This is a genomic window from Microbacterium sp. KKR3/1 (assembly GCF_021272365.1).
Lineage (GTDB): Bacteria > Actinomycetota > Actinomycetes > Actinomycetales > Microbacteriaceae > Microbacterium > Microbacterium aurugineum.
Genome location: NZ_JAJSDW010000001.1, coordinates 909,711 through 922,662, shown reverse-complemented (window position 1 = coordinate 922,662; position 12,952 = coordinate 909,711). Strand labels below are relative to the sequence as shown.

The 12,952-nt window shown below is 68.4% G+C and carries 9 protein-coding genes; 5 read left to right on the top strand and 4 right to left on the bottom strand.

What is annotated here, in order from left to right; translation table 11 throughout:
* Both LVJ59_RS04485 and LVJ59_RS04480 read right to left on the bottom strand, forming a co-directional pair.
* Window positions 1-963, bottom strand: a complete 963-nt coding sequence (locus LVJ59_RS04485) for a glycosyltransferase (protein WP_232762150.1) — start codon at window positions 961-963, stop codon at window positions 1-3.
* Window positions 960-2,870, bottom strand: coding sequence for a glycosyltransferase (locus tag LVJ59_RS04480; RefSeq protein ID WP_232762149.1), 1,911 nt, complete (start codon window positions 2,868-2,870; stop codon window positions 960-962). The genes LVJ59_RS04485 and LVJ59_RS04480 overlap by 4 nt, the downstream gene beginning before the upstream one ends.
* Window positions 2,871-3,018: 148 nt before the next feature.
* Here LVJ59_RS04480 and galE point away from each other — a divergent pair, with 148 nt between their 5' ends.
* Entirely contained in the window at window positions 3,019-4,008 is a 990-nt protein-coding gene (gene galE / locus LVJ59_RS04475; RefSeq protein WP_232762148.1) for a UDP-glucose 4-epimerase GalE, read from the top strand.
* A 36-nt stretch (window positions 4,009-4,044) separates the two neighbouring features.
* Here galE and LVJ59_RS04470 read toward each other — a convergent pair whose 3' ends face one another.
* Entirely contained in the window at window positions 4,045-5,343 is a 1,299-nt protein-coding gene (locus LVJ59_RS04470) for an O-antigen ligase (RefSeq protein ID WP_232762147.1), read from the bottom strand.
* The gene (locus LVJ59_RS04465; RefSeq protein ID WP_232762146.1) at window positions 5,340-6,755 is read right to left on the bottom strand and encodes an O-antigen ligase; all 1,416 of its coding nucleotides are present in this window, start codon (window positions 6,753-6,755) and stop codon (window positions 5,340-5,342) included. The genes LVJ59_RS04470 and LVJ59_RS04465 overlap by 4 nt, the downstream gene beginning before the upstream one ends.
* A gap of 67 nt (window positions 6,756-6,822) precedes the next feature.
* Here LVJ59_RS04465 and manA point away from each other — a divergent pair, with 67 nt between their 5' ends.
* The 4 genes from manA (at window position 6,823) to LVJ59_RS04445 (ending at window position 12,952) form a co-directional block, all read left to right on the top strand.
* The gene (gene manA, locus LVJ59_RS04460; protein ID WP_232762145.1) at window positions 6,823-7,959 is read left to right on the top strand and encodes a mannose-6-phosphate isomerase, class I; all 1,137 of its coding nucleotides are present in this window, start codon (window positions 6,823-6,825) and stop codon (window positions 7,957-7,959) included.
* Window positions 7,960-8,115: 156 nt separating this feature from the next.
* Window positions 8,116-8,436 (top strand): WhiB family transcriptional regulator, encoded by a 321-nt coding sequence (locus LVJ59_RS04455; RefSeq protein ID WP_081997016.1) that lies wholly within the window; start codon window positions 8,116-8,118, stop codon window positions 8,434-8,436.
* Window positions 8,437-8,528: 92 nt separating this feature from the next.
* A complete protein-coding gene (locus LVJ59_RS04450; RefSeq protein WP_232762144.1) occupies window positions 8,529-11,573 on the top strand; it encodes a glycosyltransferase in 3,045 nt (1,014 codons plus the stop codon).
* Window positions 11,570-12,952 carry a DUF5719 family protein gene (locus LVJ59_RS04445; protein WP_232762143.1) on the top strand — a complete coding sequence of 461 codons (1,383 nt, stop codon included), beginning with the start codon at window positions 11,570-11,572 and terminating at the stop codon, window positions 12,950-12,952. The genes LVJ59_RS04450 and LVJ59_RS04445 overlap by 4 nt, the downstream gene beginning before the upstream one ends.

The following is a 12,952-nucleotide window of genomic DNA, read 5'->3' as shown; positions in this document are numbered from 1 at the left end:
TCACGCCTCCAAGGGGGGCATCGGCTGCCAGCTGCGGTCGCGGCCGACCTTGCCGCCGTCACGGATGCCGCGGAAGAGATTGCTCGTGCCGCGTACGGTCCGCTCGACGAAGACGAGGCGGATGAGTTCCTTGAAGAACGTCGCCGTGGTGCCCAGGCTGAAGAGGAGCGGGTTGTAGACGCCGTGGACCCGGTAGTACTGCTTGATGAAGCCGCGGTTGCGCATGATGTAGTAACGGTAGGCGTTGCTCGAGGCGTTCATATGGCGGATGCCCATGTCCCACTGCTTGATCTCCCGCGTGCGGCGCAGCACGAACTCATCGACGATCACGGCCGTGGTCAGACGCGATGCCAACCAGCCGTACATCTGGTCGTCCCAGTAGATGAAGAAGCGCGGGTCGGGAAGACCGATCCGCTGCACCAGGGAGCGGTGGATGAACATGCCCTCGAAGCAACCGCTGTTCATCTCCTTGTATCCGCTCTCATCGAAGGCGGAAGGAGCGAACGGAATCGGGATGCCCATGCGCTCGGCGATGCGGTACTGCCAGTAGAACTCGCTGCCGTCGTAGTCGAATCGACGGCCTTGGATGCTCTTGAATCGACTGCTCCACGCTCCCATCCTCGCGAGCCCCTCGGGAAGGACCTCGACGTCGTCGTCCATCATCCAGATCCACTCGGAGCCGAGGTCGTATGCGGTGCGCATGCCCTCGCTAAAGCCCCCCGATCCGCCGGTATTCGTCTCCAGGCGTCGGTACACGATCTCGGTGCCGATGTCATCGCGGAATGACTCGACGACGTCGGTGGTGTCGTCAGCCGAGGCGTTGTCGATGATCACGACGTGGCCCGGTTTGGGGTCCATCGCGGTGATGCTCGTGAGCAGGCCCGAGAGAAGGTGGGAACGGTTGAAGGTGACGATGACGATCGTGGCGGCCTTCGGGTCGAATGCAGCGGGCGCCGCGGTCATGCCTTCTCCTCGAAGATCTTCTGCCACGACGTGGGGGAGACGAGATCGGGCAACGCCTGACGGTACTGCTGCTGCAACTCGGGCCACCGGCGACGGAGTTCTGCGTGCAGTCGCATCGTGTCGCGAAGCATGCGGCGATACTTTGCGCGGTCGCGGGTGTAGATGTTCTTGCCAGATCCGTCGGCGGCACTCACCAGGGCACTGTCGAACGCCGGGACGCGCCACCAGTGCGCATCCTCTTTGCCGAACTCGACCTCGGGCTGCGCGATGTTCGCCGGGTCCGGCCGGTGCGTCCAGTGGGAAACGAGGGTCGACAGCGTGAACCAGCGCAGCCGTGGGCCCTTCGGGCTGTCGAAGTCGTTCTTCGACAGCTGCTTGTACACCTGGCGACCGCGCCGAGAGTGGAGGACCGTCGTCGGATCCCGATGGACGACCGTCTCCGGGTAGTCTGCGGCGAGGGCGCGAGCCGCGGGCATTGCTGTCGCCAGGTTCCGCTGCATGTGGTCGGGGCCGGAGAGCACGTCACGTAGAGCCTGCGCACGGAGTGCGACGGGGTAGTACTGCATCATCATGAGATGCTTCAGGTCGACGCGTCGGCTGTGCCGGATCAATCGTCCGCCGCGGGGGGTGTTGGAGTGCAGAAGTCCGGCGACAAGGCGGTTGCGTGCGTGGAAGTAGGCTTGCCAGTCGATCGAGTCGTCCTTGTTCACCCATGAGACGTGCCAGAGCGCGACCCCGGGCATCGACACGGTGGGGAAGCCGGCTTCACCCGCACGGAGGCAGAACTCGGCGTCGTCCCACTTGATGAAGGCGGGGAGCGACAGCCCGACTTTCCTGATCGCTTCGAGCGGGATCAAGCACATCCACCAGCCGTTGTAGTCGGCATCCATGCGCATGTGCAGAAGAGTCGATTGGCGCAGGTTCGAGACGCCGAAGTCATGCGGCATCTTCTCCTGATAGAGGTTTCGCCACATGAACGGGCCCTCGTCGACGACCTCCGCCCATCCGTGCAGCTTCGGGCGGTCGAGTAGATCGAACATATGACCGCCGACGAGGACAGGGGTGGTCGCATACCGACCGAAGACGATGGAGCGGCGCAGCGACTCCGGTTCGAGACGGATGTCGTCGTCGAGCAGCTGCACGAAATCGCTCTCCGGACGCTGCAGCGTCTCGTGCATCGCCCGGGCAAATCCTCCGGAGCCGCCCAGGTTGTCCTGGCGGATCACCTGGAGTGTTTCCCCGAGGCTCTCCGCGACGTCGTCATAACCGTCCTGTTCGGCGACGAGCTGGGTGCCCTGGTCGATCAGGAAGATGCGGTCGATGAACTCCAGCGCGTCGGGCGACGCGGCCAGTGCGCGGAGGGTCTCGACGCAATAGTCCGGCTTGTTGTAGGTGGTGATCCCGAGAGAGGCCTTGCCTCCGCGAGCGGGCTCCTGTTCGGTGGTCCATTCCGCACCTTCGAGGACGGCGGGCTTCTCATCTGCGACGATGTCGAACCAGATCCACCCGCCGTCGCTGTACTGGGTGAGCTCGAGGTCGAAAGAGGTCGACGCTTCGCCGGTCACTTCGCGGGTGGCGACGCGCTGACGCACGCCCGAGCCGTTGGAACGGTACACCAGGATCGTCGCCGGGCCGGTGGTGCGCACCGTGAGCCGCACTTCGCGGACGCTGGTCCAGTGCTGCCAGTAAGACGCGGGGAAGGCGTTGAAATACGTCCCCATCGACACTCGACGTCCGGCCACGATGCGGGCACGGTTCCGCCCGAGGATGTTCCCGAGGTGAGCGCGGTTCGAGACGCGGACGGGTTCGTCTTCGATTACGGACCATGTCTCCGGATCGGCATACAGCGGAAGGAGGTCGGGGTCGCGATCAAGTGGGAAGACGACGTTCTGAAGGACGTGGGCCACTGGGAGGTTCTCCGATGTTGATGCCGCAGGCCGCTGTCAGCGGACAGCGCGGGACTCGACGAGCAGTGAGTAGCCTACCGTCGATGACCTCTGCATCTGCGGAGAGTCTCCCGCCGGGCCTGCAGATCTACTGAGTAGACTGACCGCGATGAAGGTATTGATCACCGGCGGCGCCGGCTACATTGGCTCAACCATCGCGACGGCGTGCATCGAAGCCGGCCTCGACGTGGTCCTCCTCGATGACCTCTCCCGCGGGCTCCGGTCCTTCGGCGAGGGGCGCGACCTGTACGTCGGCGACATCGCCGACGTCGCCGCGGTCGACCGACTTCTGGCCGATCACCCCGACATCGATGCGGTCATCCACTGCGCCGCACGCATCGTCGTCCCGGAATCCGTCGCCGACCCGCTCGGGTACTACGAGGCGAATGTCGGGAAGACGATCGTGCTTCTCCAGCGCTTGCGGGACGCGGGCATCCCTCGCATCGTGTTCAGCTCCTCGGCGGCCGTGTACGCCGGTGAGGGAGGCGACGGCGTGGATGAGGCCGGCCGACTGGCGCCGGCGAGCCCGTACGCTACGAGCAAGGCGATGGTCGAACAGATTCTCGACGATGCAGCGAACGCCGGCGACTTCCGCGCGATCGCGCTGCGGTACTTCAACCCGATCGGGGCCGACCCGCAGTTGCGCACCGGCCTGCAGAATCCGACTCCTTCGCACGCGCTGGGAAAGATCATGCAGGCCAGCGCGTCCGGAGAGCCCTTCACGATCACCGGAACCGACTGGGCCACGCGCGACGGCTCGGGTCTCCGCGACTACATCCACGTCTGGGATCTCGCTCTGGCGCATGTCGCGGCGGTTCAGAAGTTCGACGATGTCGCCACCCACGATGAGCCGTACCAGGTGATCAACCTTGGCACCGGCGACGGTGTGACGGTCCGAGAGCTCGTGGCCGCGTTCGAACGCGTCACCGGTGAACCTCTCGCGGTGATCGAGACCGATCGCCGCCCCGGAGACCAGGCGGGTGCCTTCGCGATCGTCGACCGTGCGGCCGAGGTGCTGGACTGGCGTGCCGAGCGCTCGGTCGACGATGGTGTGCGCGACGCGATCGCCTGGGCCGAGAAGCTGCGCTCGCTGAGCTGAGGGCGCCGCGGCGCCCTCAGTAACCCCTGTGGGCGGTCACTCCTGCGGGCGGAGCGTCGGGATCGCGCCCGTGTGCACAGCGTCGATGTTCTCGCGCCAGGACCGCGATTGTCCGGCGCGCAACGCGCAGAGCACCAGCATGAACCACCCGGCGCCGACCAGCGTGAAGCTCTCGAACATCGAGTCGACGGCCAACGTCACCAGCATGATCGGCGTCCAGGCGTAGACGACGGATCTACGCACGCTCGCCACCAGCCAGGAGCGGATCAGCGCGACGCCGCCCAGCAACAGGAAGAGCACCAGGCCGGCCGCGCCGAGCTGGAGCAGCACATCGAAGAACGCGTTCAGTGCGCTCTGGTGATGGTCGTCCAGCTGGAAGTTGATGAAGGTGAACGGGTATTCGCCACGGGCCCACTCACCGAACCATCCCCACCCGTTGATCGGTCTGACGGCGACGAAGTCGAGGATCGTGTTCCACAGAGATGCGCGGATCGAGAAGTCCGATCCGGCGTCCAGAAGCGCGATGATCTGGTGGCGCAGCGCGAACGCGATCGTGAGCGTCAGGGTCACGAGGATGCCGAGGGCGAGCTGCACGATGTTGCGCCGCGCGGGTGACGTGTGTCGCACGATCGTCAGCGCGAGCGTGACGGTGCCCACGGCGACGGCGAGAACGAGCACGGTCGGCGATGCCGAGAGGAAGGCCAGGGAACCGGCGAGGCCGATCGAGACCACGGCGAGCGGCGGGTTCACGGACTGTGTGCGCCACTCGATGACGAACGTGATGAGTGCGATGACCGCGATGAACCCGAGCATGTTGCGGCTGCCGAACAGGCCCTGGATCGGACCGCCTTCCGCCAGGTTTCCCTGGATGGCGAGGAAGGTGAACGGGAGATCGAGGAGGATGCCGGACAGGATCTCGATTCCCAGCGAGACGGCGAGGAGGGCGCGCAGGGTGTCGCCGATCGCGCGAACGGTCTGGAGGGTGTCACGGATGTGGCCGATCGTGATCGCGAGGAATGCGTAGCCGAACAATGACATCCAGCCGAACAGCGTGTCCGAGCGGTCCGTCGTCCACACCAGGCTCACCAGAGCCCAGCCGAGGAAGGCGATGAGCGACGACGGGGCGATCCGGAGAAGGGACAGCTCATCCCGTCGGACCCACAGGATCGCCGCGCCCAGGAGGCAGAGCACCGTGATGATGGTGGCCAGCGTGACCTTCGACGTCATCCGCTCGATCGCGTACGAGGCGAAGACCGTGGTCAGAGTGGCGAGGGCGAAGGCGCGAGCCAGCTCGACCGATCCGAGCAGCCTCACCAGGGGGCGCGACGACGTCACGGAACCCGCCGTTGCCGGGCACCGCGCTCGAACACGAGGTCGCGCTCGCCGATCCCGACCAGCGGGACCGACTTCAGCTTGAACGACAGGAGCACCACGAGCATCCAGCCCCACAGCATGATCGGTGTCGACTCGGCGAACCCCTGGACGAGGAGGACCACGGTGAACAGGCTGGGCAACAGGGTCAGCGGAGAAAAGGGGCGCGCGGAATCGAGGTCCCACCGGGGGCGATCGACGGCGAAGAACCAGGAGCGCCACAACAGGCTCAGGTACGCCACGCCCATCAGGATGACGCCGACGACGCCGAGCTGGAACAGGACATCGAGCCACATGTTGTGCGCGTGGAAGACGGTGATGCCGTGATCGGTGATCCAGTGATCGAACGACGGGTCGGTGGGGATCCAGGGGCTGGAGAAGCCGTTGCCGAGAATCGGGTGCTCGCGGACCCGCTCCAGGACCTTCGCCCAGATCAGATCGGAGCGTCCGGTGAGATCGGAGGTGCGGCCGACGAGTCCGAGGAGTGGCTCTCGAAGCAGCCAGACCACTGTTGCCGCCAAGGCCGTCCCGCCGATGGCGACGACGTAGATGCGCGTTCGTGCGCCGGGAGTGCGGGCGCGACGCATGAGGAGTGCGACCACGAGGACGACCGCGGTCGCGGCTGCGCAGATGAACGCGGTCACGGAGGACGTGCGGAACAGGAAGTATGCCGCGAGGAGCATCCAGAGTGCGAGCGTGGTGCGCCAGCGCGCGCGGGCGACGAACAGCACGCCGAAAGTGATGATCGAGAACAGCGAGATGATCGCGAGCACGTTCGCATTGCCGACGATCCCCTGGATCCTGCCGCCGTCGAAGAGGTTGTCGCGCACCCAGTAGAGCTGCGGGTCGATCCGGCCGTCCGGCAACGTCGCGAAATTCGGCAGGAGCGGACCGTGCAGGACGAGTGAGACCCACAGCTCAAGGGCGAGCGAGAGGCCGAGGATCCACTTGAACGCGGAGGAGAGGGCCCGCACGATCTCATGCCAGGTGAGCACGTGCGCGATGAAGAGGCCGTTGACGGTCACCGCGGCGAGGAGGAACCAGGTGATCAGAGTCGGCCCCCGCCATTGCGACCAGGCGACGGAGAGGAGGGCGAACGCCGTGTAGCCGATCGCCGTCCAGGGCAGGCGCCGCCAGCGGAACGGCTGCGGGTGATTGCGGGCCAGCATAGGGACGCCGATGGCCAGCGTCGCGAGCGTGAAGGCGACGAGAGTGGCACCGGCCCCCTCCATGCCGACGAGGTTGTACACCGCGGTGTGCGCGAACGTCACGATCAACACGAGGATCACGTAGCCGCGCAGCATCAGATGCCCCGTCGACTCGCGCTCCGGCGGTGTCGGCGGGGCTGCCACCGGGTGCTTGGTGTACTGGGCCATCGCGTTCAGGCTACCGCGCCGCGCTCGGCGCGTCGCTGAACGCCGCAGTGCGCCCTACGCTGGGACCATGCTGCTGAGCCTCACGAATGCTCCCCGCGACTACGCGTGGGGATCCGACTCCCTCCTCGCCGGACTCGAAGGGCGCACGCCGACAGGCGCGCCGGAGGCCGAGGTGTGGTTCGGGGACCACCCCGGGGATCCGGCCGATGTCGCCGGAGGGGGAACCCTCGATCAGGTCACCGGGGGGACCCTGCCGTACCTGCTCAAGCTCCTCGCGGCCGGGCGTCCGCTCTCGATCCAGGTGCACCCGACGATCGCGCAGGCACGCGCGGGCTGGGAGCGCGAGAGCGAACTCGCCGCGGACGATCCGCGGCGCAACTACCGCGACGACAACCACAAGCCCGAGCTCATCGTCGCCCTCAGCGAGCGGTTTGAGTCGCTGAGCGGTCTTCGTCCGGTCGACGAGACACTCGCGCTGCTGGGGCTGCTCGACGACAGCGAGGGCGTCGTTCAGTTGCGCGACCGACTCGGCGCGGGCGACGATTCCCTTCGGGACACGATCGGCTGGCTGCTCGGGGGCGGAGCGAACGCTGCGGTCGAGGACATCATCTCGGCCGTCGTGGCATCGTCCGTGCGTGGAGACGGTGACACGGGGGAGTGGGGGACGACGCTCCGTGCGATCGCGAGCGTCGCCGAGAACTACCCGGGGGATCCCGGCGTCGTGGTCGCTCTGCTCATGAACCACGTCGTCCTGCGTCGCGGCGAGGCCGTGTTCTTGCGCGCGGGTCTGCTCCATGCGTACCTGTCCGGACTCGGCGTGGAGATCATGGCGGCGAGCGACAACGTGCTGCGGGGCGGGCTCACCCCGAAACGCATCGATGTCCCCGAACTGCTCGCGATCCTCGACGCCACTCCCGGTGAGGTTCCGGTGCTGCGCCCCCACGGTGACGGCGGGGTCACGGCGTATCCGGTTCCGGTGCCCGACTTCGCGCTCACGAGGATCGAGCTCGACGGAACCCCCGTCGCCCTCGACGTGTCCGGGCCGACGATGGTGCTCGCGACGGACGGGCAGGTCGCCGTCGCTTCTGCGGACGGCGAGCGAATCGACGTCGTGGTCGGTGCGGCGGCGTTCGCGAGTGCCGACGAAGGCACCCTCACCGTTTCCGGCGTCGGCGAGGTCTTCATCGCGAGCCCCGGGCGCTGAGCCGACCCCGGGCGCGCGACACGCCGATCGACCCCCAAGAACCTTAAAGAGCGGCTTGAGGGTTTACGATCCGCGACTTGACCGGAGCGAATGACACGGGTGTAATTAGTCATGAGCACGGCCCGCCGGGGGGCGGAGACAGGGTTGGAGATCGAGATGACGGGATACCGTTCCGACGTACCGGAGAACTGGTTCGTCGATCCGATCAACCTCGGTGTTCCCGGGGTTCGACGGACCGAAGCATCCGACGATGACAACGCCCTCGCCTGGCAGAGCGACGCACTCTGCTCGCAGACGGACCCGGAGGCATTCTTCCCTGAGAAGGGTGGATCCACCAGAGACGCCAAGCGCATCTGCACGACGTGCGACGTCCGCAGCGAGTGCCTCGAATACGCGCTCAACAACGACGAGCGCTTCGGTATCTGGGGCGGTCTCTCGGAGCGCGAACGCCGCAAGCTCAAGCGTCGCGCCAGCTGATCGTCCGCATCGTCTCCGCGTGGCACGGCTTCGCGGGCGCGCCGCACGGGCTGCTCCAGCGCCGCCTGACCCGCGCATAGGCTGACGAGGACATGCCAGCCCGAGTTCACGCCATCATCGTCGCGCGCCCCGGATCCGCCTCCCGCGCGCAGCTCCTCCGCACTCTCGACGCCGTGCGATCCCAGACCGCACCCGCGGACGCCGTGACGCTCGTCGTCTGCGGGGATTCGTCTTCGATGCGGGAGAGCGAAGCGGTCGCCGCGACGGTAGAGGGCATCATCGAGGCGCGCGCCAGCACCTCCTTCGCCGAGGCGGTCGACCTCGCTCGGCCGCGGGTGCTCGACGGCTCAGCGATCTGGCTGCTCGCCCAGGACACGGCCCCGCACCCGCGCGCACTGGAACGTCTTCGCGGAACGCTGGAACGCTCGCCCTCCGCGGCGATCATCGCGCCCAAGCTCGTCGCGACCGACAACGACCGCGAGATCGTCTCCCTCGGGGTGACGATGACCGCTCTCGGCCGCTCGGTCGAGCTCGCGGCCGGCGAGCTCGACCAGGGCCAGCACGATCGCATGGATGACGCTCTCGGGTCCGATGTGCGGGGCATCCTCATCCGTGGCGAAGTCCGCGATGCTCTGCGTCTCGACCCCGCCCTCGCCGGCGCCGATGAGGGACTCGACCTCGGGGTGCGGGCACGCCTGGGCGGCGGACGCGTCGTACTCGCACCGAGCGCACGAATCTCGGCTGCTCCCGGTGGTCCTGCGGCGCTGCCGTCCGGGCGGTCGCGCCGGGCGTACGTCACGCGGCTCGCCCAATTGCATCGACGCCTGGCTTACGCTCCCGCCGCGGCGGTGCCGCTGCACTGGCTGAGCCTGCTTCCTCTCGCGCTGTGGCGCTCCATCACCCACCTCATCGGCAAGCGGCCCGAGGCCGTGCTCCCCGAATGGGGGGCAGCGCTCACCGCGATGATCCGCCTCGGAGCGATCGCGCGATCGAGGTCGCGCATCCGCGCTTTCCGAACGTCGACGTGGGCGAGCATCGCGCCTCTGCGCATCACCTCCTCGGATCTGCGTCGGCACCTCGACGACGGGCATGGCAGCGAGGGCGGCGCGGTCAGCGAACTGCGCTTCTTCTCCGGCGGGGGAGCATGGGCCGTGCTCGGGGCGCTCGTCGTCAGCATCGCCTCGTTCACCACCCTCCTGGCGTGGCCGGCACTCGGCGGCGGCGGACTGCTCCCGCTCCGTCAGACCGTCGCCGCGCTGTGGAGCGATGCGGCCTGGGGCATTCGGGGCACCGCCGTCGACCTCATCGGACCTGCCGATCCGTTCGCAGCGATCGTGGCGGTGCTCGGTACCCTGTGGCCTGCTGGTCCGTCGTTCGCGATGGTGCTCCTGTGGATCCTCGCCCTCCCGCTCGCCGTCCTCGGGGGATGGTTCGCCGCGACGCGGGTGACCGACCGATCGGGCTTGCGCATCTTCGCCGGCGTCGCATGGGCGCTCACCCCTCCGTTCCTCACGGCGCTCGTCGAGGGGCGTCCGAGCGCCGTCCTCGTACATCTCCTCCTTCCTTGGCTCTTCCACACCGCCGTGGTCGCCCACCGGTCGTGGGGAGCCGCCGGCAGTGCGTCGCTGCTGCTCGCCGCCGTCCTCGCGTGCGCGCCCTCGCTGGCGCCCGCGCTGGTCCTGCTGTGGATCGTGGCGCTCGGCATCGTGCTCGGCACGGCGCAGTTCCGGGGGGCCGCGCGTCTGCTCTGGCTGCCGGTTCCGACGGTGGCTCTGTTCGCCCCCCTCGTCTTCTGGCAGTTCGCGCACGGGACGCCGTGGGGTGTCCTGGGCGACCCGGGGCTGATCTGGGCGGGCTCGCAGGCTACTGCCGACGCCGCGGGCAGGTTGGCCCTCGCGATGGGCTTCCCGACGACGGACCTCGCCGGGTGGGCATCGTTCGCGCCCGAAGCGGTCACTCCCTGGGTCTGGGTCCTCTGTGCCCCGACCGCCCTCCTCGCTCTGGGTTCCGCCCTGGCGCCGCGGTGGCGGGCAGGGATCACGCTTCTGGTCGTCGCGGTGACCGGCTTCGCCACCGCCTTCTTCGCCGTCGGAATCACCGTCAGCTTCGACCAGGGCGCAGGAGTGGCGATCTGGCCGGGTGCAGGCCTCAGTCTGGCCTGGATCGGGGTGCTCGGCGCTGCGCTCGTCACGCTGGACACGGCCATCACGGCGCCGCGCCTGAGAGCTGTCGCGGCGACCGTCGCGGCCCTGTCGCTGGCGGTCTGCGCGGTCCCGGCGCTCACGGCCTTCCACACGGATCGCTCCCTCCTCACGAACGGTCCCGAATCCACCCTCCCCGCCTACGTCGCAGCCCAGGCAGCGGGTGATCGCGACGTCGCGACGCTCGTCCTCACCCCGAAGAACGACGGCGGACTCGCGGTCGAAGTCGTCCGGGGTGCGAGCAAGACCTTGGGGTCGCAGACGACCATGACCTCGACGGCGACGGAACCGCAGGGGGCGGACGTCTCGACCCTCGCGGTGGACCTGCTGTCGGCTCGCGAGTTCGATGCGCCGGGTGAGCTATCGGCGAAGGGGATCAGCTATGTGCTGGTCGCTCAGGGCGCCGGCAGCGACGGAGACAAGGCGCGTGCCCTCCGTGCCATGGCCATCGCCTCGATCGATCAGCGTCCCGGGCTCGTGCATGCGGGCCGCACGGATCGCGGGGTGCTCTGGCGGCTGGAAGCGGAGGCCGCGGCCTCTCCTGCCCTCAGCGCCGCTCAGCAGGGGACGGTCAGGCTCGTCCTCACGCTCCAGCTGATGGCGGTGCTCGCCGCATTGCTGTTGTCGATCCCCACGCGCGCCTCGCGCCGCGCGGCGCGCGCGCAGTCCCGGATCGTCGGGCGCGCTCCGGATGAGCCTCTGGTGCTTCCTCGGCATGCGGAGGACCGTCACGATCTCGAGGAGCAGCCCCCGGTCGGCGCTCTCGAAGAGCCGCAGGATGCCGCTGCCCTGAACGACGAGGCGCTGGTGCCGATCGCTGAACCTGAGACCGACCCCGAGCCGAGCGGCGATCAGGCTGCCGCAGCGGACGACGCGTCCCCACCGGCAGGCGCTGATGAGGACGGCCCCGACAGGTCCGTGGAGGGAGACCGATGAGCCGCTCACGCGCAATCCGCGTCGCCGCCACCAGCGCGCGCCTGGTCACGGGAGGCGTGGTCATCGTCGCCTGTGTGGCAGGGATCACTGCGGCCGTGCATGCGCCCTGGCCGAGCATCAGCCACGACGCGGCCCAGATGCAGGTCACGCCCCTTCCCGGCGACAGCGTGCTCGTCTGCAACGGTGACCTCCGCGCGCTCGGTCGCGACGCGATCGATCCGCTCAGCATGTCGTCCGCCGCGCGGCCGAGCGTGGCCCTCGGCGGAACTTCGGGAGACCCCGCGTCCGAGGGTCTCGCCGTGAAGGATGTGCCGGATGCCGGCGAGGTCCGCGTGCTCACCGGCACTGTGGAAGGACGCACTGCTCCCTTGATCGCCGCCGCCGAGTCGATCAGCATCGCGACGGAGGATCTCGCCGGATACGCGGCCGCCCCCTGCGGTATTCCGAAGCTGGACTCGTGGCTCGTGGGCGGCAGCACCGCGACCGGCACCGAAGACATCGTGATCCTGACGAACGCGGCCGAGGTGCCGTCGACCGTCACGCTCTCGGTCTATGGAGAGACGAGGAGCGCGCGCACCGTGATCGTGCCCGCTCGCACGCAGACCGCGGTCCCACTGACGTCGATCGCGGCGGGGAACACCACGCCGGTGGTTCGTGTCGGGGCGGTGGGGGCACCCGTCCGTGCCGTCCTCCAATCCTCCCTCGTGCAGGTCCTCGACCCGGCGGGTATCGACCTGCAGGACGCCGTCGCGGGCCCGCAGGAGAACCTCGTGCTGGCCGGGGTCCAAGTCTTCGCGTCCGCAGGGGACGATGCCGAGATGGCCGTCCTCCGAGTGCTGTCACCGGGAGCGGATGCTCGGGTGCAGGTCCGGGTGCGGGCCGAGGGATCGTCCGCCGTGGTCGATGAGTTCTCGGTCCCCGTCGAAGCCGACCTGCCCGCGCAGGTCGCGCTCACCGGCCTGGCACCGGGTTCGTACACGGTCGATGTCGTTTCGGACGCTCCGGTCGTGGCCGCGCTCCGGGAGCAGGACGGCTTCGGTCGCGACTCCGACTTCGCCTGGATCACCCCGGCGCCGGAGATCGAGGGCGATGTCCTGTTCGCCGTGCCGTCGGGGCCGGCGCCCAGGGTCCAGCTGGCGAACACGTCGGATCAGGATGTGACCGTGACCCTCGAGACGTCGGACGGAGGTCTGCCCGAGGAGATGGTCATCGCCGCAGGCGAGTCGCTCGGCGTGGAAGTCGATCCCGGCGCCACCTACCGGATGAGGACGGACGGCTCGATTCGCGCCGCCCTGACCCTCACCGCCCCGGGAGCGATCGCCGTGTCACCCGTGCAGGCCAGCGCCGGCGTGGAGAAGGCGATCACGGTCTACCCCTGA

Bases quoted from the DNA above. Each gene is read 5' to 3' on its own strand.
- LVJ59_RS04485 (WP_232762150.1), bottom strand. From the start codon at position 963: ATGACCGCGGCGCCCGCTGCATTCGACCCGAAGGCCGCCACGATCGTC.
- galE (WP_232762148.1), top strand. From the start codon at position 3,019: ATGAAGGTATTGATCACCGGCGGCGCCGGCTACATTGGCTCAACCATC.
- LVJ59_RS04465 (WP_232762146.1), bottom strand. From the start codon at position 6,755: ATGGCCCAGTACACCAAGCACCCGGTGGCAGCCCCGCCGACACCGCCG.
- manA (WP_232762145.1), top strand. From the start codon at position 6,823: ATGCTGCTGAGCCTCACGAATGCTCCCCGCGACTACGCGTGGGGATCC.
- LVJ59_RS04455 (WP_081997016.1), top strand. From the start codon at position 8,116: ATGACGGGATACCGTTCCGACGTACCGGAGAACTGGTTCGTCGATCCG.
- LVJ59_RS04450 (WP_232762144.1), top strand. From the start codon at position 8,529: ATGCCAGCCCGAGTTCACGCCATCATCGTCGCGCGCCCCGGATCCGCC.
- LVJ59_RS04445 (WP_232762143.1), top strand. From the start codon at position 11,570: ATGAGCCGCTCACGCGCAATCCGCGTCGCCGCCACCAGCGCGCGCCTG.